Below are 21,588 nucleotides of genomic sequence, written 5' to 3'. Positions count from 1 at the left end.
ACTTATTGACCAGCCACGTTTTGGGCTGGGTCGGATTATTTGTACCGCATTAAATTTGATTTGCAAATTAAATTGGACAGAAAATGAAATTTGCATCATCCTTGGCCCGGACGCACTAAGAATATATAGCGTTTTCAAGGGAACTGGGTGGGACTGAATTACGCCATGGCATTTGGACATCAGCGGGAACAAGGGCGGCGGATGCTGCTACGCGAGATTGAACGCCATGGGCGAATCCCTCGGATTGACCTGTCAGAGGTCACGGGAATCAGTCGCGCGACGGTCACAACGATCACCGCTGACCTGCTGCGCGACGGCCTTATTCAGGAAATTCCGCGCGAGGCAGATGCCGATATGCGCCGCGGGCGCCCGCGTGTTGATCTGAAAATCGACGGCTCTGCGCACATGGTTGCGGGCATCAAAGTGTCCGATACCTCGATCTCGCTGATGCTGCTGGATTTTGAGGGCACGCAGCTGGCCGAACTTGAGGTTCCGATGGACAAAGGTGCCAAGCCAAGCGCGGTTCTGGCGGAGCGGATCAAGGAAGCGACCACGTCGTTGGCCGCCTTGATCGGCAAATCGCTGGCGGATCTGTCTGGCATCGGCGTGGGCCTTGCCGGCGTCGTGGATGCGCAAAACGGCACGGTCTATTGGTCACCGTCTTTGCAAGACAGCAACATCAATTTCCGCGACATCCTCAGCGAAACATTGGGTGTGCCCGCCTATCTCGACAACGATGCGAACCTCGTGGCGATGGCAGAAAAGACCTTTGGGTTGGGCCGCGAACATTCCGATTTCATCGTCGTCACGATCGAAAGTGGCGTGGGCATGGGGATCGTGCTGAACAACCAGATTTATCGCGGCACACGCGGATGCGGTGCCGAATTTGGCCACACCAAAGTGCAACTCGAAGGGGCCATGTGCCGCTGCGGTCAACGTGGTTGCCTAGAGGCTTATGTCGCCGATTACGCCCTCGTGCGCGAGGCGGCCAGCGTTGGCCTGATCGACGCCGACGTCCCTGCAGAACACCGGATCGAAGTGCTGCTTGCGGCGGCCAAGAACGGCACCCCCATGGCCGAAAAGATCGTGCAACGTGCGGGTCGCATGTTTGCCCTGGGTCTGGCCAATCTGGTGAACATCTTTGACCCCGAATTGATCATTCTGTCAGGCGAGCAAATGCAATTTGACCACCTGTTCGCCCAGGAAGTGATCGAGGCAATGCGCACGTCGATTGTGCAGATTGACAAGGCCCCACCGGATGTTGTGATCCACAAATGGGGCAACCTGATGTGGGCACGTGGTGCTGCGGCCTACGCCTTGGATTTTGTGCATGAGATGGCCGCAAAGGACCCGAACCATGATGCGGTTTAGCACATTTGCCCTTTGCGCCCTGATCGCCGCACCGGCGCAGGCAGAGCCGATGTTTCGCCCCGTAAGCGTCCCCGAACACCGGTACACCGGCGGTTGGGAACATTTTGTCGGCGGTGGCCTCGCTGTGTTTGATTGCGACGATGACGGCCGTCTCGATTTGCTGGCTGCAGGGGGCGCATCGATGCCGTCATTGCTGCGCAACACCAGTGCGGATTTGGGGAAAATCTCGTTCGAAGCCATCGACGTAGATGCCCTTCAAATCGCCGGAACAACTGGTGCCTACCCTTTGGACATCAACAGCGACGGCACTTTGGATTTGGTCGTGATGCGCGTGGGGCCTGACGTTGTTTTGCGCGGCGACGGCGCTTGCGGCTTTGCACCCATGGCCCTCAGCGGTGTCACATTTGGCGACCAATGGACCACCGCGTTTTCCGCAACTTGGGAAGGCGACAACGCATATCCAACCATGGCATTCGGGCATTACGTTGATCGCGCAGACCCCGACGGCCCGTTCGAGGCATGCGACACCAACACGTTGGTCCGCCCCGCCGGATCGGACTACGTTGCATCCACCCTCGCCCCCGGTTTTTGCCCACTTTCGATGCTGTTTTCCGACTGGTCACGGGGCGGCGACGCCGATCTGCGCATCAGCAACGACCGCCACTATTACGTGCGCGGCGGCGCCGAGCAAATGTGGAAAATGGCCCCCTCGCCTCGGCTGTTTTCCGAGGCTGATGGTTGGGTCAATCACGAACTCTGGGGCATGGGTATTGCCGCGCGCGACCTGGATCGCAACGGGTTGGCAGATGTGTTTCTGTCCTCGATGGGGGATCAGAGATTGCAGGAATGGTCGGGCCTTGGCGCTGAATTCAAGGACGTGCCATTCGATCGCGGGGCCGCCGCGCACCGTCCCTACACAGGCGGCGATGGGCGCCCCTCGACAGGATGGCACATCGCGTTGGGCGACGTGCAAAACGACGGGTTTGACGATGTTTTCATCTCAAAGGGCAACGTGCAACAGATGCCCGGCAGCGCGATGGATGACCCCAACAACTTGCTGATCCAAACCGAAAACGGCCAATTCGAGGAACATGGCCAAACCGCAGGGATCGCAAGCTTTCACCGGGCGCGGGGCGCGGCCCTTGCGGATTTCAACAACAACGGCTTGCTGGATTTAGCGGTCGTCAATCGTGTTGCACCACTTGAAATCTACCGAAATGTCAGTGCCGAGACCGGCAACTGGCTGTCGATCGATGTGCGGCAATCCGGCACCAACACCCGCGCCGTCGGGGCGTGGATCGAACTGCTGGACGATCTGGGTTTGCAAACGCGTGAACTGACGGTGGGCGGGGGTCACGCAGGCGGCGTCGCTGGCCCGCAGCATTTCGGATTGGACAAAACCACAGACGCCACGTTCCGCGTGATCTGGCCCGATAGCACCCTCAGCGAATGGATCGAGGCGCGCGCAAATCAACGGCTGCGGATCTCGCGCACGGGCGACGACATCGACGTGTCGCCCTATTGATCGATGGGCAGGCCGCTTGGCACACTGGCTGGAATTCCAAGCGCGCCTTTTAGGCTGGCTTGGTCCGTCAACGCGTTCAGGAATGCAATAATTTCCCGCATTTCATCAGCGTTCAAGGACGACGGCGCAAGGCTATTTGCGACCGCGATTGCATCCTGATCATCGGTATTTCCGAGCACTCCGAAATCATCAGAACCAAAGCCTGCGGGCAAGGTTGCAAATGTCGGATCGTAGTTTTTCAAGGCGGCAACCGGATCAAGGTGGTGGCGGATCGCATCCTCAAGATCGCTGTACGCGCCCGCATGCCCGTAGGGACCCGTGTGTGCAACATTGCGCAGCGATGGCGTGCGAAAGGCATAGGCATCCATGAGATTACCAGTGACCCCCATGCGTCCGACATCGCGTTGATGACTTTCAAACCCGGCGGCCTTGCCCGGCCCGATTTGAGGCATGGCAATCGCGTGAAAATCGTGGTCGGTTTGGAACAGACCTGCGTGACAGTCCCCGCATCCGGCATCGCCATAAAACAGTGCCATGCCAGCGCTCGCTTGGGCGCTCAGCGCGGTGCCGTTTCGCAAAAATTGATCAAACGGACTGTTCACTGCGCGCCATTCGAAATCAACAAAGGCGGCGATTGCATCTGAAATATCGGTGAAATGGACCGGTGTTTCGGCCCCGATCAAAGGCGTGAATTTGGCACGGTATTCGGGGATGTTTTCGACCCGCTTGGCCAAGATATCCCACGCCCCGCCCGGTCCTGTCAAAACGCCCATGCGCACGGCACGCGCTACGTCATTTTCCGAATAATGCCCCGCCATTTCTGCGGCGGACAGTACGGGAAACATCGTTTGGGCAGACAACAAATTGGCGAACCCTGCCTCCATTTCTGCCCCCAAAGGCGTGCGGATGCCCGACGCGCGGGTCGCGTCAATCTCAAGCCGACCGTCGTGGAAAAAGCTGGTGAATTCGGACGCGCCCAAGTTGAATAACGCCGGTGCGTTGCGCGGAATGCGATGCTCGGGCGCGTTGTTTGTATCGATTTTGCGATCTGGCCCCAGACCGATACCACCATCGCCGACGCCCAATGACACACCGTCCGTCGTGTTGAAATTCGGGTGGTGGCACGTCGCACAAGACACCGATTTGTTGCCCGACAAGATCGGATCGTAAAACAGCAATTGCCCCAGTTCGATCTGCGGCGCGTTGATCTCGGGAAAGGTCACGTCAAAGGTCGGAATACCGTCGCCCAGCGCTGGCCCTGCGATGAACAGGGCCGCACTTGCGAGCAGTGATTTAGACAAACCGGTTAACATAATTCTCGAGAATCTCCTGACGGCCAGAGCGCGGGTTGGGCGCAATTTTACCAGACATAACATCTGTGTAGGTGCTGTCGAGGTTTCCTGCCAACATCGCGCGGGCGGCCGGTGTGTCCCAACCGGCGTAGCGTTCGTTTAGAGCTGTTTCCAGTCCACCATCTTCGATCATTGCGGCGGCGGCTTTTAACCCGCGCGCACAGACATCCATGCCGCCAACATGGGCTGCGATCAAGTCAGTTGGGTCGATGGATTGACGGCGCAATTTGGCGTCAAAATTAGTGCCCCCCAACCCCAAGCCACCGGATTTCAGGATGTGATAGTAGGCCAACGCAACCTCTGGCACGTTGTTGGGAAATTGGTCAGTGTCCCAACCGGATTGATAGTCATTGCGGTTCATGTCGATGGATCCCAGCATGCCTTCGGATGTGGCAACGGCGATCTCGTGTTCGAACGAATGACCTGCCAAAATCGCATGCCCTTGTTCGAGGTTCAGCTTTACCTCGTTTTCCAACCCGTATTTGCGCAGAAACCCGATGCAAGTCGCGGCGTCATAATCGTATTGATGCTTGGATGGCTCTTGCGGCTTGGGTTCGACCAGAATTTGACCCTGAAACCCGATCTTGTGTTTGTAGTCGACAACCATGTTCAAAAAGCGGCCCATGTGGTCCAGCTCTGCGCCCATGTCGGTGTTTAGCAGAGTTTCGTAGCCTTCGCGCCCACCCCACAAAACATAGTTCTGACCGCCCAGTTTGTGGGTTGCATCCATGCAGGTTTTAACGGTCGCGGCGGCGTAGGCGAACACGTCCGGGTCAGGGTTTGTTGCCGCCCCGCCCATCCACCGGCGGTGGCTGAACATGTTGGCCGTTCCCCAAAGCAGGCCGATTTTGCGGGTGTCCATCTTTGCCCCGATATGGTCGATGACCTCTTCGAAATTGCGGACCGATGTTGCAAAATCTGGCCCCTCGGGGCGGATGTCTGCGTCGTGCCAGCAGAAATACGGCTGCCCAAGGATGTCGAACATGTCGAACGCCACATCGGCCTTGGTTTTGGCGCGGCCCACATCGTCTTGTGGATGCCAAGGGCGCTCGAATGTGGGGCCGCCAAACGGGTCGCCGCCCTCCCATGCAAAGCTGTGCCAATAGGCGACTGCAAAGCGCAGGTGGTCTTCCATCCGTTTGCCCATGACGATTTCGTCCGGGTTGTAGTGGCGGAATGCCATCGGGTCCGTGCTGTCGGCCCCTTTGTACGTGATCGGTGCGATGTCGTCGAAGAATTTGGTGCTCATAGCGGGGCTCATTGCAGTGCTTTCAAAGTCGGGAATGAAGCGGCGAACCGGGCATAGCTTGCGTCATACGCAGCCACCAGATCGGCGCGAGGATGGATGGTCTTTGAGACCTTTGGCTTGGTCATCACTTGTGCCACCGGCTGGCCAGTAACACCGCAAATCGCCAGACGGGCAGCGCCCAGTGCGGCACCAAATTCGCCTTGTTCGGGCAGGTCCAGCGGCAGGTTCAAAACCGTCGCCAGCATCTCGACCCAAAGCGGTGATGCGGCACCGCCCCCAATGGCCAGAGCCGATTGCAGATTTGCGCCGGTTTTGCGCAACGCCTCTAGGCTGTCGCGCAGGGCAAAGCTGACGCCGGTCATCACCGCATGGGTCATGTCGGCGCGGGTTGTGGCGATGTCGATGTTGATGAAACCGCCGCGCACGGCGCTGTCGTTGTGCGGTGTGCGCTCACCTGACAGGTAGGGGTAATACCGCAAGGCCGTGGGCGGACCAAGCGTTTCGCCCAGCTCTGCCGTGAGCTCCGCTGGTGTGGCCCCGGTGATGCCCGCCAGCCAATTGAGGCTGTCCGTTGCGGCCAAAACCACGCCCATCTGGTACCATTTATCCGGTACCGCGTGGCAGAACGTGTGCACCGCACTGTCGGCCATCGGCGCGAACCCGTCGCGTGCTGCCAGCAACACGCCAGAGGTGCCGAGCGACACAAAACCGTCGCCTTCTTTCATAGCGCCAACGCCACAGGCCGCCACGGCATTGTCACCGCCGCCCGCAACGATTTGTACGTCGGTTGGCAGGCCAAGCGCAGTCGCCAAATCGGGGCGTATTTTCCCCACCACTTGGCTGCCTTCAAACAAAGTCGGCATGTGGTCCCGGGTCAGGTTTGTTGCGGCCAGCAGGTCATCAGACCAATCGCGCGCACCCACGTCCAGCCACGCGGTGCCCGCGCAATCAGACATGTCACCGCTGAAGCCGCCTGTCAGCCAGAAGGTCATGTAATCTTTGGGCAAAAGCACTTTTGCGACCTGCGCAAAAACGTCGGGTTCATGCTGTGCGACCCATGCCAATTTCGGCGCAGTAAAGCCCGGAAACACGATATTTCCAGTCAAGGCGCGAAACTGCGGATCGCTGTCTAGTTCGGCCGCTTGCACGTGACTGCGCGTGTCATTCCACAGAATGCAGGGGCGCAAAACCGCGCCGGTTTTATCCAACAAAGTCGCCCCGTGCATGTGCCCGGACAGGCCAATTCCAGCTAGATTTTGCATCTCTTTCGGGTGGGTTTCAACCAGCGTCGCGATCACCTTTTGGCAGGCGTGCACCCAATCCGCAGGGTCTTGTTCAGACCACCCCTGATGTAGATGCGCCACACCGTATCCAGCGTCCGCCGACGCGACAGCCGTGCCTTGCGCATCCACCAACAGCGCGCGCAAACCGGACGTCCCTAAATCGAGACCTATAAACATGGCGATCCTCCATCACGCTTCTCCCAAAGCATTTGCACTGTGCGTTTCTTTTAATTCGATTGTCAAATTAAAAAGCGCCTAAACCGAATTCGCCGCAATCCCTCTGGCGTTTTGCGCCCCCCTGCGCCACTCTGCGCACAGCAGGCACAAGGGCACATCCATGACACGCACCGCTTTGGTCACCGGCTCGGCTGGTTTCATCGGCTACTTCACCGCAAAGGCATTATTGGATCAAGGCTGGCGGGTCGTCGGACTAGATTCCCTGAGCGACTATTACGACGTGAAGCTCAAGGAACGGCGCCACGCAATGTTGCTGCAATCCGCTGGGTTCACGGCCGTCACGCAAAAGCTGGAAACACCAAACGTTCTGCACGATCTGTTTAAGGAACATCAATTCGATGCGGTGATCCACTTGGCCGCGCAAGCCGGGGTGCGCTATTCCATCGATGCCCCGCGGTCCTACGTCGAGGCCAATCTGGTCGGGACCTTCGAACTGCTAGAGGCCGCCCGCGCCTTTCCACCTGCGCACATGCTGCTCGCCTCGACCTCCAGCGTGTATGGTGCCAACACGCAAATGCCCTACACCGAGGCCGACAAGGTCGAGGCGCAAATGTCATTCTACGCTGCCACCAAAAAAGCGACCGAGGCGATGGCCCATTCCTACGCTCATCTGTATCATCTGCCGATCACAATGTTCCGGTTCTTCACCGTGTATGGTCCGTGGGGGCGCCCCGATATGGCGCATTTCAAATTCACCCGCGCGATCCTGAACGGTGACCCAATCGAGATCTACAACCACGGCAAAATGCAGCGCGATTTCACCTACATCGATGACCTTGTGCGCGGGATCACGGCCCTGATCGACGCAGTTCCACCGATGCCCGGATCCAACCAAATTGACGGCGACAGCCTGTCCCCGGTCGCCCCCCACCGCGTGGTGAACATCGGCACAGGATCGCCCGTGCAACTGATGGATTTCATCAAGGCTATCGAAACAGCCATCGGCCAAGATGCCCGGAAAATCTACAAAGACATGCAACCCGGCGACGTGCCAGCCACATGGGCCGATGCAACCTTGCTCAAAACCCTCACTGGCACTGCCCCCGTCACGCCGATCGAAACCGGCATCCAGGCTTTCGTCGACTGGTACCGCGATTACTACCAAACCTGAGGTTTGTTCTGATCAAAAATACTCCTGCCGGAGGCAACCAACATTTGCTACATGTCCGCGCAAACGATATAGCGCGACCAAATCAAATAGGGGCACTGCCATGACCTTCGACCGTTCCATCAAAATTGCACCGTCCATCTTGTCCGCTGACTTCGCCAACTTTGGTGCCGAATGCGAAGCCATCGAAACCCAAGGCGCTGACTGGGTTCACGTCGATGTCATGGACGGGCATTTCGTGCCAAACATCACGTTCGGTCCCGCCACCTGCGCCGCGATCCGCCCCCACATCAAAGGCGTGATGGACGTGCACCTGATGATCGCCCCCGTTGACCCCTACATCGAAGCGTTCGCGCAGGCCGGTGCCGACGTCATCACCGCCCACGTTGAGGCTACACCGCACATTCACCGCACCATGCAAGCGATCCGCGCCAACGGTGCCAAAGCGGGCATCGCCCTCAATCCGGCAACACCAGCCTCTTCTATCGAGTATCTTTTGGACATGGTCGATCTGGTCTGCGTCATGACAGTGAACCCCGGCTTTGGTGGACAGAAATTCATCCACAGCCAAGTCGACAAAGTTCGCCAATTGCGCGCCATGATCGGCGATCGCCCGATCCACATCGAAATTGACGGCGGCGTTGATCCAACGACGGCCCCGTTGGTCGCAAACGCAGGTGCCGATGTTTTGGTCGCAGGATCGGCCGTGTTCCGTGGTGGGTCAGTCAGTAACCCCGGCCCGTACGGCGACAACATTCGCAACATCCGCACAGCCGCCGTGTCCGTCGAAACTTAATTCCGGTAAGGTGCGCGTGTCGCGCACCACGCCTCAGGTCAATTGGTCGGCAAATGTATCGATCAACTTGTGCTTCAGGATTTTGCCTGTGGGTGCCGCAGGAAGACTTATCGCCAAGATGATCTGCTTGGGCCGTTTGTAGCCGGTCAATCGCTCCGCAACAAAGCTACGCAATTCGTCAACAGTGACGTCAGTCAAGCCAGCCACCTGAACAAACGCCAGCACCTCTTCGTCACCGTCCTTGCGACGCCCGACCACGGCTGCTTGCACGACCTTCGGATGATCATTCAGCGCCGCCTCAACTTCGGGTGGGTAAACGTTGAACCCGCCATGAATGATCAGCTCCTTTGAGCGACCAACGATGTGCAGCAAATTGTGTTGATCAATGCGACCCAAATCACCGGTGTGCAGCCAGCCATCTGCACTCAGCACCTTCGCGGTTTCTTGCGCGTTGCGGTAATAGCCTTTCATGATGTGCGGGCCACGCGTCATGACTTCACCGACACCGTCGCCGCCGCCCGGCACATCCTGATCCAGCGCGATTTCGATCCCCGGCAAGGCGGGGCCTACAGACGTGTCCGGATTGCCGATCTCGTTGCTGGTCGCTGACGTGCCTGCGGTGGTTTCCGTCATGCCATAGCCATTCTGGATCGCGACGTTGTAGAACGCTTCGGCCTCGCGTTTCCATGTCGGATCAAGCGGCGCTGCACCTGATGACACATACCGCAAGGTGTCTGACCCCAGCGACGTCAGCCCCTGTTCCTTGGAATATTGCATGATCAATGCGTGCATTTGCGGCACGGCCGAAAACAACGTCACGCCGTCTCGCAACGCCGAATAGGTCTTGGCCACTTCAAAACGCGGGGCGAGGCGTATGGGTGCGCCCGCGTAAATTGCCGCCACAACAACCGAGCATAACCCGAACACATGCGTCGTCGGCAGCACGCCGTACACCACGTCATCGTGGGTCATGCCGCGCAGATTGGCCGAGGTCATGCCGCCGAACCGCACATTGTCGTGGGTCAGCATCACCCCCTTGGGATCGCCGGTGGTGCCGGTTGTGTACAGCAAAACCGCCACGTCACCTTCGTCGTCTGGCGCGCTGCCCATCGGGGTCGCCATCAACAGTTTTCCGTAGATGCCGGTGATTTCGCGGGCGTCCATCCGGTCGCCATGTTTGGCAGCGTCCGAGGATACTTCATGCGTCGCGAACACAGCCGCCGGTTTGGCGTGGTTCAGAATACACGTGACTTCGGCTTCGGTCTGGCGGGCATTCACAGGAATCACACGCACGCCCATCTTCCAGCAGGCAAACAATGTCGCCACTGCCGCCGCGCTGTTTTCAGACAACAGCAGAACGCGGTCGGCTTTTTGCACGCCTGCGTCTTGCATGACGCCGACCAGATCATCGCTCGCTGCATCTAAATCGCCGTAGGTCAGGCTGATGCCCGTACTGTCCGAAAGCGCCAAAGCCTGCGCGCGTGTCGCAACTTGATTGGCCAGATATACGTGCACGCCTGCGCCTGTAGTGTCACTCATGTCCCAAACTCCGGTTTGCGTTTTTCAAGGAAGGCGGCGATGCCTTCGCCAGCTTCATCCCCGCCTGCGGCTTGCGCCATGGCGTCACGTTCGACGTCCAATTGCGCAGCCTCGGACTGGTCATAGGCTTGCGCCACCATCGCCCGAATGCGCCCTTGGGCGATGCGTGGTCCGGTCGCAATCGCGTCGGCCAAGGCGTGTGCCTCGGGCATCACCTGTTCGCGCGAGGTTGTGAGGTTCACAGCCCCCAATGCCTCCATCCGTTCTGCAGTGACCGGACGGGCCAGCACGCACATTTCCATCGCCAAAGGGCGCGGGATCATGCGGGCCAAAGACGCGGTCAAACCACCATCGGGCACCAAGCCCGCCTTGACGTAGGCGGCGGTGAATTTGCACCCGGCTTCCGCCACAATGAAATCACAGGCCAGCGCGATAGATGCCCCTGCCCCTGCCGCCCCACCTTTGACCGCGGCGATCACAGGGACGGGACAGGCCCTGATCCCACGGATCAAATCGTGCAGGATTTCGATTTTGCCTTGGCGTTCGATTTCGGACAAATTGCGGCGCTCACGCAGGGCGTTCAGATCACCGCCAGCGCAAAAGAAATCGCCTTGGGACGAGATGATAACAGACCGGATCTTGGGGTCCTGGGCTGCTTTTGTGGCCGCGGCGATCGACGTGTAAAATAGCGGCGTAATCGCGCCACGTTTGTCAGCGTTTCCGTTCCAGACGATCAAGCGATCGCCTGATTTTTCGACATAAGCCGTCATGCTAATTTTTCCTGTGGAACACGTTTGAACACACCCGACGATGTCGCGATAACGCGCCCTTCTTCGTCAACCAATTCCGCGTCAATGAACAGCAAACTGCGCCCTCCACCGGACACACGACCGGTTGCTGTGACCCGCCCCTTAAAGGCAGGTGCAAGGTAGTGCGTGTTCATCGAAATCGTCAAAAACGGGGCAGTGCCCGTGTCATCGACCGTCAGGGAACCCGTTGTTCCCGAAGCATTATCCAACAAGCACGTGATGATCCCGCCGTGCAGCGCCTTGTGCCGGTTGGTGTGCTGTGGCCCGATATCGAGCCAGCAGCGCCCCTGCCCGTCACCCGCAGACACATCCACGACGTAACCGATCAGCGTTTGTGTGCCGGTTTCGTCGCGGATCAGGCCGGCTTCGCTCATGCGGCTCCCAGTTCGATGAACCGTTCCAGATGGTAATCGGTGTCGCCAAAGCGGTGGTCAGCCATGGTGATACGCTTGGCGATGTGGGCAAGTTCGTATTCTTGCGTCATCGCAATACCGCCATGCATCTGGATCGATTCCTCGGACACCAAACGGCCCGCACGGCCCATCAGGTTCTTGGCGGCGTGGATGTTCATGTCGCGGATTTTCGCGTCATCCTCGAGATAGCCAGCCGCACGGATCACGGCGGATCGCGCCTGTTCCAACTCGATCAACATATCCGCCATCCGGTGCGCCAGCGCTTGGAATGTCGCGATCGGACGGCCGAATTGTTTGCGGGTCACGAGATATTCTTTGGTCAGGTTCGTCGCCGTGTTCATCGCGCCTAGCGTTTCGGCGCATTGGGCAACCGTCGCGGCGGCGTTTGCAGCTTCGAGCAAAGCAAAACCTTTGCCTTCCTCACCGATCAACGTGCCTTGAACATCATCCAGCGTGACCTCGGCTGCGCGCCCACCAGCAAGCAATGGATAGCCTTGGATCGTCAGACCCTTGGTGCCTTTATCGACAGCAAACAGGCTGATCCCGTTGATGTCATCCACGGCACCTGACGTGCGCGCCGATACGATGATCACATCGGCAGCCTCGGCGTTCATCACCACCGCTTTGCGCCCGTTGATCACGCCGTCTTTGGCGGTCGTTTGCACGCGGTTCAGATCATAGCGGCTGGTTGGTTCGCCATGCGCCAGCGCCATTTGCAAAGTGCCGCCGATGATCGCCTCGACACGGTCGGTGTCACCCGTCTCGGCCAAGATGCGTCCGCACAACAGCGCGCCGTCCAAAAACGGTTCAACCACGCCCGCGCGCCCCAGTTCTTCGAACACCACAGAGATGTCGAAACCTGCGCCGCCAAAGCCGCCCTGATCTTCGGTGAACAGCGCGCCGATCACGCCGAGATCCGCCAGTTCGGTCCAGATTTCTGTCGACATGCCGGCGTCAGAATTCAGGATTTTATTGCGCGCTTCGGTAGTGTAGCGATCCCGCAAAAAACGGCGCAACGTGTCTTGCAGCATTTGCCGCTCTTCGGTCAGTTCAAAATTCATCTGGCTTACCCTCCCATCTCGACTTTGGCGATAATGCCGCGCTGGATCTCGTTCGAGCCGCCAAAGATCGACAACTTACGATTGTTGAAATACTGCGCAGCGACCGGGCCAGCCTCGTGTGGATCAGGCAGGGGTTCGTTCGATCCTGCCACCATTTCAGAGGCAAACGGCATCGCGTAGGCCCCGACTGCGCGGCGCGCCAGGTCATTGATTTCCTGACGGATAATTGTGCCTTTGACCTTCAGCATCGACGCCTCGACCCCAGGTGTTCCACCACCAGCAGCCTTTGAGATGATGCGCAAGTTTGTCGTGCTCATCGCCATCAGATCGATTTCGACCTGTGCGACACGCGCGGCAAAATGCGGGTTCTGAATAAGCGGCTTGCCACCGGACATTTCCGCCTTTGCGATGCGTTTGATCGCGGCCAGACCAGCGGTCGAAAACCCGACGCCCGCAATGTTCGTGCGTTCATGCGTCAGCAAATATTTGGCGTAGGTCCAGCCTTTGTTTTCTTCGCCAACAAGGTTTTCAACGGGCACCTTCACGTCCGTAAACCAGACCTCGTTGACCTCGTGTGTGCCGTCCAGCAGGATGATCGGACGTACTTCGATGCCCGGCGTATTCATGTCGATCAGCAGGAACGAAATGCCCTCTTGTTGCTTGACCGTGGCATCCGTGCGCACGAGGCAAAAGATCATGTTGGCGTGCTGGCCAAGGGTCGTCCACGTCTTTTGACCGTTGACAATATAGTGGTCGCCGTCACGCACAGCTTTGGTTTTCAGCGAGGCCAAATCCGATCCCGCACCCGGTTCGGAATACCCCTGACACCACCAGTCGGTGCCATCCAGCATGCGCGGCAACCAATAGTCATTCTGTTCCTGAGAGCCGAATTTGTGCAGCACAGGGGCCAGCATCGAGAACCCGAACGGCACGGTGCGCGGCGCGTGATAGCGGGCGCATTCATCGTCAAAGATGTGCTTTTGCACGGCGTTCCATTCCGCCCCGCCAAATTTCTTGGGCCAGTTCGGAACCAGCCAGCCTTGAGCGTTCAGGATCGCGTGCCAGCCTTCCATGTCCTCTTTGGTCAGATCACCGCCAAGACGGATTTTGTCGGACAGTTCTTTGGTCAGTTTTTCGTCCAGAAACGCGCGGGCTTCATCGCGAAAGGCGAGGTCTTCTGCGGAATAACTCAGGTCCATTTTTGATCCTCTTTAGGTGTTCAATGTTTCGAATTTTTTGCCGTCCGCGACCAGCTGTTCCAGCAGCGGCGCGGGGGCCCAGAAATCTGCGTCATCTGATGCGTATGATTTAATGTCAGCCAGCAATCCGTCCAGCCCGACAATGTCTGCCCATTTTAACGGCCCGCCGCGATAGCGCGGAAAACCGTAGCCGAACAGCAACGTCATATCGACATCGAGCGGGCGGCGCGCGATGCCTTCGCCAACGACCTTGGCGCTTTCGTTGACCATCGCGGCCATGTAATAGCGCACGATTTCATCCGAGGTGAATGTTTTGCCACCAGCACTTGCGGCGGCACGATCTGCTTCGATCAACGGCATGACGTCAGGGTTGGGCACGCGGGCTTTGGGGCCGGCGGCGTAGTCATAATAGCCTTTGCCGGTTTTCTGGCCAAAGTTGCCTGCCTCGCACATTTTGTCGGCGTAAGTGGACACCCCTTCGATGCCCGCCTCTGCCCGTTTGCGTTTGCGCACGGCCCAGCCGATGTCGAGACCTGCAAGGTCGGCGACCGCGAATGGCCCCATCGCAAAACCAAAGTCCTCGAGGGCTGCATCGATGTCGTAGGGCGAGGCCCCTGCCATGATCAATTGATCTGCGGCCGTGCGGTAGGTTGCCAAAATGCGATTGCCGATAAAGCCATCACAGACCCCGGCCCGCACGCTGATTTTCTTTAGCTTTTTGCCAAGGTCAAACCCTGTCGCCACCACGTCGATCGCGGTTTTGTCGGCCACAACCACCTCAAGCAATTTCATCACATGGGCGGGCGAAAAGAAATGCAACCCGATCACGTCCGCAGGGCGCGAGGTGACGGACGCGATTTCGTTGATGTCGAGGTAGGAGGTGTTGGACGCAAGGATCGCGCCCTTTTTGCAGACGGCATCCAGTTTGGTGAACACTTGTTTCTTGACGTCCATGTCCTCGAACACCGCTTCGATCACCAGATCGGCGTCGGAGAGGGATGCGTAATCAGTCGAGACTGAGAGCGCCTTGTTCAGGATCGCGTCATGCTGGTCGGCGCTGATCTTGCCACGCTTTAATGCGCCAGACAGGTTGCCCGCGATGCGGCCATGGGCGGCCTCACCCGCGTCGGCGGTCATTTCCAGCAGGGTGACGCGGATGCTGGACAGCAGCGCCGCAGTGGCGATGCCCGCGCCCATGGTGCCGCCACCGATCACACCGATGTGGTCTAACGCGCGGGGCGTGACGCCCTTGAGTTCCGGCAGATTGCCGACGGCCCGTTCCGAGAAAAACGCGTGGATCATGCCTTGGCGTTGATCCGTGCCCATCAGGTCGATGAAAATCTGGCGCTCGGCAGCCAACCCTTCGAGAAACGGTTTTTCAACGCTGGCCTGAACGGCACGCACACAGTGCGCCGGAGAGATCTGGCCACGCCCTTTGGCAAGGATCGCGTTGAATGCGGCGTCCCAATCGATAGCCGCTGGCACCGGCATTTCGCTGACGGGGCGTCGCGGCATGCCATCGTCCAGCAGCTTTTGGGTGTAAGCAATGCCGTTTTCCGTCTGATCCCCGTCTTGGATCACATCGATGACGCCCATGGCCGCGGCCTCTTTGGCGCCGACGTGACGGCCTGTGGTCATGATCTCGAGGGCCGCCTCGATCCCAGCGACGCGCGGCAAGCGCTGCGTGCCGCCAGCACCAGGGATCAGGCCAAGGTGGACTTCGGGCAAACCAATGCGCGCGCTCGGGACCGCAATGCGGTAATGCGCACCAAGGGCAACCTCTAGCCCGCCGCCCAGCGACACACCGTGCATCGACGCGACAACCAGCAACGGCGAGGCTTCGATCCGGTTGATCACGTCAGGCAAGGACGGCTCCATCGGGGGTTTGCCAAATTCGGTAATGTCCGCGCCCGCGATAAACGCGCGCCCCTCGCCCACGATCAGCACAGCGCGCACGCCTGCCTCGGATTCGGCTTGGTCCATCCGCTCCATCAGCCCGTGCCGCACGGCTTGGGACAATGCGTTCACAGGTGGGTTTTGGATGGTCAAAACGGCGATATCACCGTGGCGCGCATAGGCTATCTTGTCAGACACGAAGGGGCTCCCGATCAGAAATTCATCTGTCCGGTGCACAATGGGCGTTTCGATACGCGAAACCGCATTCCACTGCCGGACGTGATCAGCCTAGGGTCAGACGCACCTGTGGGGCAAGGGCTACCTCTGTCGCACCATGCCCAATGACGTAGAGTTACTTTTGATAGATAAAGCAACGGCCATGGACGGCATGTTCGGGCAAGGCGACCTCGGTCATGGTCTCGAAATACATTTTATCAGAAGCAACCATAACGCCGCCCTTGGCCAAAAGCGGTTCGACGTAGGGCGAAATGGCCCGCGCAAAGACATCGTTTTTGGATCGGTTGTGCCCGCCAAGATCCGCGTGGACCAGCCGCGCTGTTGGTCCAAACCTGTCCAGAGCCGAGGGCAGCGTGTCATAGACGTCACCCAACATCAGTTGATCATCTGGCGGCGTGCTGTCGGGATGTGAGGCAACTGCGCGCTCGAACACAAAGATATCGCTGACCGGAAGGATCGAGCACATGTGATGATAGGTGCGCCCGTTGCCCAACCCCAATTCGAAAACAGGCCCCTGCATATTGGCGACCATAGCCGCCCCCGCATTCAAACAGGCACGTTGTGATACCATACGATCGATGAACAGATCCAAACGGCTTTGCATGATGATGTTTCCTCACGTCACGTTAATGTCTTTGATCTAGGCATCGCCAAACGGGAATACCAGTAATAATCCAGTCTTATTGTGACTCTAGCCTTGCTCGCGGCTAGACGAAGCTATCGGAATCGGGTTGACTACATTTTCACAATGTCTGCGCGGGGCAACATTGAACAGGCCGGGATGATATATGGCACCTTTGCTGGATGTGCAGGGATTGACGATCGGCTTTGGCGACGCACCAGCGGTGGTGACGGACATCAATTTCTCTGTGGAACCCGGCGAAACCCTCGCTTTGGTCGGCGAAAGCGGATCTGGCAAGACGTTGACCTGCCGATCCGTGCTGCGCATTTTGCCCGGTACGGCACAATTGCGTGCAGGCCAGATCAAATTCGGCACACAATCCGCGATCGATCTGTTGTCTTTGGATGAACGTGCCATGCGCGCCATTCGCGGCGACCGGATTTCGATGATTTTTCAAGAGCCGATGCGCTCTTTGTCCCCGCTGCACCGGATCGGCAATCAGGTTGCCGAGGTGTTGCATTTGCACCGTGGCCTTGGCACTGCTGCTGCGAAAAAACTGGTTCTGGAAACGTTTGAGCGGGTTGGCTTTGCTGACGCCGAACGGGCCTATCGCGCCTACCCCTTCGAGATGTCAGGCGGCATGCGCCAACGCGCCATGATCGCCATGGCAATGGTCGCAAAACCCGATCTGCTGATCGCGGATGAACCGACAACCGCGCTGGACGTCACGACCCAAGCGCAAGTGTTGGGCTTGATCAAAGACCTGCAAAAAGAAACCGGCATGGCCGTGGTTTTGGTCACGCATGATTTGGGCGTCGTCGCCAACATGGCGGAAAAAGTCGTGGTCATGAACAAAGGCCGCGTGATGGAAAGCGGCCCGGCCCCCGCGGTTTTGGGCAATCCCGGCCACGGCTACACGCAAAAACTATTTGCCGCCGCACCGATGATCCCGGAGGTCGCTGAACCTGCCGGCACGCTGGCGCATGATGACCTGATTTTGAACCTCAAGAACGTCAACAAAACCTACACAGTGCGCGCCGGCGGCTGGAGAGCGGCAAAAAAGGTCCATGCTTGTATCGACGTAAATCTGCAATTGCAGCGCGGCACCACGCTGGCCGTCGTTGGCGAAAGCGGGTCGGGCAAAACCACCTGCGCACGCATCGCTTTGGGCGCCGAACTGCCCGACAATGGCAGCGAAGTCCTGTTTCGCGAGACCACCAACTCTGATCCCGTGGCCGTCAACGCCATGACCCGCGCCCAACGCATCGCCTTTCAGCGCAAAGCGCAGATGGTGTTTCAAGACCCCTATTCCTCGCTGTCGCCGCGCATGCGCGTGCAAGACGCGTTGACCGAGCCGATGGAAATTCACAATTTGGGCAATCGCAGTGAACGGCGTGAAAAAGCCGCCGAAATGCTGCGGTGGGTGGGCCTGAACCCCGACATGTTGAAACGCTATCCACACGCGTTTTCAGGTGGCCAGCGCCAACGCTTGTCGATTGCCCGCGCTTTGACATTGGACCCGTCGCTGTTGGTGTGTGACGAACCGACCTCGGCCTTGGATGTTTCTGTGCAGGAACAAATTTTAACGCTGCTCGAAGACATTCGCGACCGGATGGGCCTGTCCTATTTGTTTATCAGCCACGATTTGGCCGTCGTGTCGCGCATCGCAGACGAAGTCGCCGTAATGCGCCAAGGCGTTGTCGTCGAACAGGCGGCCCCCGACACACTGTTTTACAACCCGCGCCACCCCTACACCAAAGCACTGATCGCGGCGCAACCGGAGCCTGATGTGAACCGACCGATTGATCTCAACCTTGTGTCCAAAGGGGCCGGCGCGCCCGACAGCTGGCCTGAAATGTTCCGTTTTGAAGGGACCGAGGCCCCCGCCCTGATCGAACTGGACCCCGGGCATAAGGTGCGTTGTAATGCTTGATCGCCTACTTGCCTGCTGCCTTGCGCTGTGTTGCGCCAAGGCATTGCCAGCGGCCACCGTTCAAGAAAGCGAATTCTGGTCTGGTGAAGTGTCCCGCGCAGAATTGCCAGTCGCCGTAGACCGTGTTCCCAGCGAACCGTTGATCGTTGATCTTGAGGCCAAAGGGCGCACATTCGGCACCCAAGGCGGCACATTGCGCACGATGATCACACGTTCCAAAGACATCCGCCAAATGGTCGTCTACGGCTACGCACGGTTGGTCGGATACGATGCAGATTACGAAATTCAACCCGACTTGCTGCGCGAAATCGAAGTTATCGACGATCGCAAATTCACGTTACATCTGCGCCGTGGACATCGCTGGTCAGATGGCGCGCCATTCACGTCGGATGATTTCAAATATTGGTGGCACAATGTCGCCAACAACCTCGAACTTAGCCCCAATGGCCCGCCCGATATTTTGCGTGCCAATGGCGTTGTGGGCGCGATGACCTTTCCAGATGAGGCAACCGTTGTCATCGAATGGGATCGCCCGAATCCACGATTTTTGCAGGTGTTGGCGGGGGCGCGACCACCGTTCATTTATCGCCCTTCCAGTTACCTCAAACAATTCCACATCGACTTTGCAGACACAGAAGAACTGGCTGCCGCTGTTCGAAAAAAGCGGGTGCGAGGATGGGCGGCACTGCACAACAAAGTCGACAACATGTACAAATTCGACAACCCGGCACTGCCGACTTTGCAGCCGTGGATGTCGGCATCAACGGGTAAATCAAGCCGCCATTTGTTTGTACGCAACCCGTATTTCCACCGCATCGACTCGCGCGGAGTACAATTGCCCTACATCGATGTGGTCGAAATGACCGTTGTTGGATCAGGACTGGTCGCCGCAAAATCGAACGCGGGCGAAACGGATTTGCAAGCACGAGGTCTAGATTTCCGTGACGTATCAATCCTGAAAAAAGGCGAAAGCGATGGGTCACCGTATCGTACGTTTTTATGGGCAAACGGGGCCGCGTCGCAAATCGCCATCTACCCCAATCTGAACTTTGCCGATCCTGTTTGGCGCGAAGTGATGCGTGACGTTCGGTTCCGACGCGCGCTTTCGATGGGCATTGATCGCCGCATGATCAATCGTGCGCTATATTTTGGATTGGCCAAAGAAGGCGGGATGACAGCCCTCGCGCGCAGCCCGTTTTTTGACGCCGGCAATCTTAGCGCGTGGGCTTTGCACGACCCTGTCACTGCGAACAAAATGCTAGACGAGATGGGGTTGGATCAACGCTCTCCTGCTGGTTTGCGCCTGTTGCCAGATGGGCGCCCCATGGAATTTGTCGTGGAAACAGCTGGGGAACGCCAAGAAGTCGGGAACGCCATGGCGATCATTGCCGATACTTGGCGTGATCTTGGGATCAAGCTCGTGTTGCGCCCACTCGACCGCGATATCTTGCGCAATCGGGTTTATGCAGGCGTGTCGATGGCCGCCGTTTGGTTTGGCTGGGACAACGGTCTACCGCAGACATTTACCCCGCCCGAATACCTTGCCCCGATGCATCAAGAGTTTTTCGCTTGGCCCAAATGGGGACAATACATGCAGACCCGTGGGGCCGCCGGTGAGCCGGTTGACATGCCAGAAGCCAAGCGCTTGATCGACTTTTGGCATGCTTGGGAAAAGACTGCCGATGACACGGAGCGTGCCAAAATTTGGCGATCCATGCTGGCGATCCACGCGGATCAACAATACGGCATTGGTATTCTTGCCGAAGCGCCGCAGCCCGTTGTTGTTTCTGATAGCCTGCGCAATGTGCCAGAATTTGGCAAATGGGCGTGGGACCCGGGCGCACATTTCGGCATTCACCGCATGGACGAATTCTATTTCGCGCCTTCAAATGATCAGACCCGTTTGGAGACCAAACCATGATGTTCATCCGCTACGCAGGGTACCGTTTTCTTACGATGTTGCTGACATTGTGGGTCGTTTCGATCCTTGTGTTTGTCATCATCAATCTGCCGCCCGGCGACTATTTGTCCAACCAAATCGCTGAGTTACGGGCCACCGGCCAGGCCGAAGGTGTGGCTAAGGCAGAATTCTTGCGCACAGAATACGCGCTTGATCGCCCCTTGTGGGAACAATATTTTATCTGGGTCGGTATGATGCCGGGGCCACAAGGCTTTTCCGGCCTCCTACAAGGCGACTTTGGTTGGTCGTTTGAGTTTGATCGCCCTGTGTCTGAAATCGTTGGCGACGCGTTATGGCTTACGGTTCTCGTTAACCTTGCGGCCGTGTTATTTGTTTACATGGTGGCATTACCGCTGGGCGTCATTTCGGCTGCGCGATCCGAAACTTGGGTGGATTATACGGCCGGTTTTGTCGGGTATCTTGGCCTTGCCACGCCCAACTTTCTGCTGGCATTGATCCTGTTTTACTACGGTCACAAATACCTTGGTCTGCCAATTGGCGGCATGATGAATCCGATCTACGAGGGGCAACCAATGAGCCCCGGCAAGGTGCAGTCCATTCTGGTCCACCTGATCGTGCCCACTTTTGTGATCGGCACATCTGGGGCTGCCGGGATGATGCAACGCCTGCGCGCCAACATGTTGGATGAGCTGTCAAAACCCTACGTCGAAACGGCCAAAGCCAAGGGCCTGTCTCCGTCCAAACTACTCAGCAAATATCCGCTTCGCATGGCATTTAATCCCTTTGTCGCGGACATCGGCAACCTGTTGCCGGCAATGGTGTCTGGGTCGGTTTTGGTTTCCGTCGTGTTGGGCCTGCAAACGATTGGCCCTGCATTGCTTGCCGCGCTCAAATCACAAGATCAGTTCCTCGCCGCTTTCGTATTGATGTTCGTTGCTTTGTTAACGTTGATTGGAACGATGATTTCAGACCTCCTGCTGGTTCTTCTGGATCCGCGCATCAGATACGGGGCCCGCGAAGGATGAACAAAATTAAAG

General features: G+C 58.0%; 17 protein-coding genes. 7 read left to right on the top strand and 10 right to left on the bottom strand.

The window, feature by feature from the left end; genetic code table 11:
- The first annotated feature begins 165 nt into the window (after positions 1-165).
- Together ACFIO0_RS00675 and ACFIO0_RS00670 are read left to right on the top strand one after the other, a co-directional pair.
- A complete protein-coding gene (locus tag ACFIO0_RS00675) occupies positions 166-1,371 on the top strand; it encodes an ROK family protein (protein WP_390912635.1) in 1,206 nt (401 codons plus the stop codon).
- Positions 1,358-2,896: an FG-GAP-like repeat-containing protein gene (locus tag ACFIO0_RS00670; RefSeq protein WP_390912633.1), complete on the top strand. Its 1,539-nt coding sequence runs from the start codon at positions 1,358-1,360 to the stop codon at positions 2,894-2,896. The genes ACFIO0_RS00675 and ACFIO0_RS00670 overlap by 14 nt, the downstream gene beginning before the upstream one ends.
- Here the strand turns inward: ACFIO0_RS00670 and ACFIO0_RS00665 are convergent.
- The 3 genes from ACFIO0_RS00665 to xylB are packed head-to-tail and all read right to left on the bottom strand — an operon-like array spanning position 2,890 to position 6,957.
- On the bottom strand, positions 2,890-4,209 hold the full coding sequence (locus tag ACFIO0_RS00665) for a cytochrome c peroxidase (protein WP_390912631.1): 1,320 nt from the start codon (positions 4,207-4,209) through the stop codon (positions 2,890-2,892). The genes ACFIO0_RS00670 and ACFIO0_RS00665 overlap by 7 nt on opposite strands.
- Positions 4,190-5,497, bottom strand: coding sequence for a xylose isomerase (xylA, locus tag ACFIO0_RS00660; RefSeq protein WP_390912629.1), 1,308 nt, complete (start codon positions 5,495-5,497; stop codon positions 4,190-4,192). Before xylA ends, ACFIO0_RS00665 begins: the two co-directional genes overlap by 20 nt.
- Before the next feature lie 8 nt (positions 5,498-5,505).
- On the bottom strand, positions 5,506-6,957 hold the full coding sequence (gene xylB / locus ACFIO0_RS00655) for a xylulokinase (protein ID WP_390912627.1): 1,452 nt from the start codon (positions 6,955-6,957) through the stop codon (positions 5,506-5,508).
- A gap of 160 nt (positions 6,958-7,117) precedes the next feature.
- Here xylB and ACFIO0_RS00650 point away from each other — a divergent pair, with 160 nt between their 5' ends.
- Together ACFIO0_RS00650 and rpe are read left to right on the top strand one after the other, a co-directional pair.
- Entirely contained in the window at positions 7,118-8,128 is a 1,011-nt protein-coding gene (locus tag ACFIO0_RS00650; RefSeq protein ID WP_390912625.1) for an SDR family NAD(P)-dependent oxidoreductase, read from the top strand.
- A gap of 100 nt (positions 8,129-8,228) precedes the next feature.
- Positions 8,229-8,921 carry a ribulose-phosphate 3-epimerase gene (gene rpe / locus ACFIO0_RS00645; protein WP_390912623.1) on the top strand — a complete coding sequence of 231 codons (693 nt, stop codon included), beginning with the start codon at positions 8,229-8,231 and terminating at the stop codon, positions 8,919-8,921.
- A gap of 33 nt (positions 8,922-8,954) precedes the next feature.
- On the opposite strand, the gene ACFIO0_RS00640 is transcribed toward rpe, so the two are convergent.
- The 7 genes from ACFIO0_RS00640 to ACFIO0_RS00610 all read right to left on the bottom strand — a co-directional run bounded on the left by ACFIO0_RS00640 (position 8,955) and on the right by ACFIO0_RS00610 (position 16,679).
- Positions 8,955-10,460, bottom strand: a complete 1,506-nt coding sequence (locus tag ACFIO0_RS00640) for an AMP-binding protein (protein WP_390912621.1) — start codon at positions 10,458-10,460, stop codon at positions 8,955-8,957.
- A complete protein-coding gene (locus tag ACFIO0_RS00635; protein WP_390912619.1) occupies positions 10,457-11,230 on the bottom strand; it encodes an oxepin-CoA hydrolase, alternative type in 774 nt (257 codons plus the stop codon). Before ACFIO0_RS00635 ends, ACFIO0_RS00640 begins: the two co-directional genes overlap by 4 nt.
- Positions 11,227-11,643, bottom strand: coding sequence for a hotdog fold thioesterase (locus tag ACFIO0_RS00630; protein ID WP_390912617.1), 417 nt, complete (start codon positions 11,641-11,643; stop codon positions 11,227-11,229). The genes ACFIO0_RS00635 and ACFIO0_RS00630 overlap by 4 nt, the downstream gene beginning before the upstream one ends.
- On the bottom strand, positions 11,640-12,743 hold the full coding sequence (locus ACFIO0_RS00625; RefSeq protein ID WP_390912615.1) for an acyl-CoA dehydrogenase family protein: 1,104 nt from the start codon (positions 12,741-12,743) through the stop codon (positions 11,640-11,642). The genes ACFIO0_RS00630 and ACFIO0_RS00625 overlap by 4 nt, the downstream gene beginning before the upstream one ends.
- A gap of 5 nt (positions 12,744-12,748) precedes the next feature.
- On the bottom strand, positions 12,749-13,942 hold the full coding sequence (locus tag ACFIO0_RS00620) for an acyl-CoA dehydrogenase family protein (RefSeq protein WP_390912613.1): 1,194 nt from the start codon (positions 13,940-13,942) through the stop codon (positions 12,749-12,751).
- Positions 13,943-13,954: 12 nt separating this feature from the next.
- Positions 13,955-16,036: a 3-hydroxyacyl-CoA dehydrogenase NAD-binding domain-containing protein gene (locus ACFIO0_RS00615; RefSeq protein ID WP_390912612.1), complete on the bottom strand. Its 2,082-nt coding sequence runs from the start codon at positions 16,034-16,036 to the stop codon at positions 13,955-13,957.
- A gap of 154 nt (positions 16,037-16,190) precedes the next feature.
- Positions 16,191-16,679, bottom strand: coding sequence for a class I SAM-dependent methyltransferase (locus tag ACFIO0_RS00610; protein ID WP_390912610.1), 489 nt, complete (start codon positions 16,677-16,679; stop codon positions 16,191-16,193).
- Between the two features lie 184 nt (positions 16,680-16,863).
- Between ACFIO0_RS00610 and ACFIO0_RS00605 the strand changes: the two genes are divergently transcribed.
- From ACFIO0_RS00605 to ACFIO0_RS00595, 3 genes are read left to right on the top strand one after another with little or no spacing between them, the layout of a single operon-like run.
- Positions 16,864-18,630, top strand: a complete 1,767-nt coding sequence (locus ACFIO0_RS00605) for a dipeptide ABC transporter ATP-binding protein (RefSeq protein ID WP_390912608.1) — start codon at positions 16,864-16,866, stop codon at positions 18,628-18,630.
- Complete coding sequence (locus tag ACFIO0_RS00600; RefSeq protein ID WP_390912606.1) at positions 18,623-20,551, top strand: ABC transporter substrate-binding protein; 1,929 nt, start codon at positions 18,623-18,625, stop codon at positions 20,549-20,551. The genes ACFIO0_RS00605 and ACFIO0_RS00600 overlap by 8 nt, the downstream gene beginning before the upstream one ends.
- Positions 20,548-21,576: an ABC transporter permease subunit gene (locus ACFIO0_RS00595; protein ID WP_390912604.1), complete on the top strand. Its 1,029-nt coding sequence runs from the start codon at positions 20,548-20,550 to the stop codon at positions 21,574-21,576. Before ACFIO0_RS00600 ends, ACFIO0_RS00595 begins: the two co-directional genes overlap by 4 nt.
- Positions 21,577-21,588 lie beyond the last annotated feature (12 nt).

Origin of the sequence: Pseudosulfitobacter sp. SM2401, assembly GCF_042932805.1 — a bacterium.
GTDB lineage: Bacteria > Pseudomonadota > Alphaproteobacteria > Rhodobacterales > Rhodobacteraceae > Ascidiaceihabitans.
Note: the sequence above shows the minus strand (reverse complement) of the source record. Positions and strands in the feature narration are given on the sequence as shown.

Bases quoted from the DNA above. Each gene is read 5' to 3' on its own strand.
- ACFIO0_RS00675 (WP_390912635.1), top strand. From the start codon at position 166: ATGGCATTTGGACATCAGCGGGAACAAGGGCGGCGGATGCTGCTACGC.
- ACFIO0_RS00670 (WP_390912633.1), top strand. From the start codon at position 1,358: ATGATGCGGTTTAGCACATTTGCCCTTTGCGCCCTGATCGCCGCACCG.
- ACFIO0_RS00665 (WP_390912631.1), bottom strand. From the start codon at position 4,209: ATGTTAACCGGTTTGTCTAAATCACTGCTCGCAAGTGCGGCCCTGTTC.
- xylA (WP_390912629.1), bottom strand. From the start codon at position 5,497: ATGAGCACCAAATTCTTCGACGACATCGCACCGATCACGTACAAAGGG.
- xylB (WP_390912627.1), bottom strand. From the start codon at position 6,957: ATGTTTATAGGTCTCGATTTAGGGACGTCCGGTTTGCGCGCGCTGTTG.
- ACFIO0_RS00650 (WP_390912625.1), top strand. From the start codon at position 7,118: ATGACACGCACCGCTTTGGTCACCGGCTCGGCTGGTTTCATCGGCTAC.
- rpe (WP_390912623.1), top strand. From the start codon at position 8,229: ATGACCTTCGACCGTTCCATCAAAATTGCACCGTCCATCTTGTCCGCT.
- ACFIO0_RS00640 (WP_390912621.1), bottom strand. From the start codon at position 10,460: ATGAGTGACACTACAGGCGCAGGCGTGCACGTATATCTGGCCAATCAA.
- ACFIO0_RS00635 (WP_390912619.1), bottom strand. From the start codon at position 11,230: ATGACGGCTTATGTCGAAAAATCAGGCGATCGCTTGATCGTCTGGAAC.
- ACFIO0_RS00630 (WP_390912617.1), bottom strand. From the start codon at position 11,643: ATGAGCGAAGCCGGCCTGATCCGCGACGAAACCGGCACACAAACGCTG.
- ACFIO0_RS00625 (WP_390912615.1), bottom strand. From the start codon at position 12,743: ATGAATTTTGAACTGACCGAAGAGCGGCAAATGCTGCAAGACACGTTG.
- ACFIO0_RS00620 (WP_390912613.1), bottom strand. From the start codon at position 13,942: ATGGACCTGAGTTATTCCGCAGAAGACCTCGCCTTTCGCGATGAAGCC.
- ACFIO0_RS00610 (WP_390912610.1), bottom strand. From the start codon at position 16,679: ATGCAAAGCCGTTTGGATCTGTTCATCGATCGTATGGTATCACAACGT.
- ACFIO0_RS00605 (WP_390912608.1), top strand. From the start codon at position 16,864: ATGGCACCTTTGCTGGATGTGCAGGGATTGACGATCGGCTTTGGCGAC.
- ACFIO0_RS00600 (WP_390912606.1), top strand. From the start codon at position 18,623: ATGCTTGATCGCCTACTTGCCTGCTGCCTTGCGCTGTGTTGCGCCAAG.
- ACFIO0_RS00595 (WP_390912604.1), top strand. From the start codon at position 20,548: ATGATGTTCATCCGCTACGCAGGGTACCGTTTTCTTACGATGTTGCTG.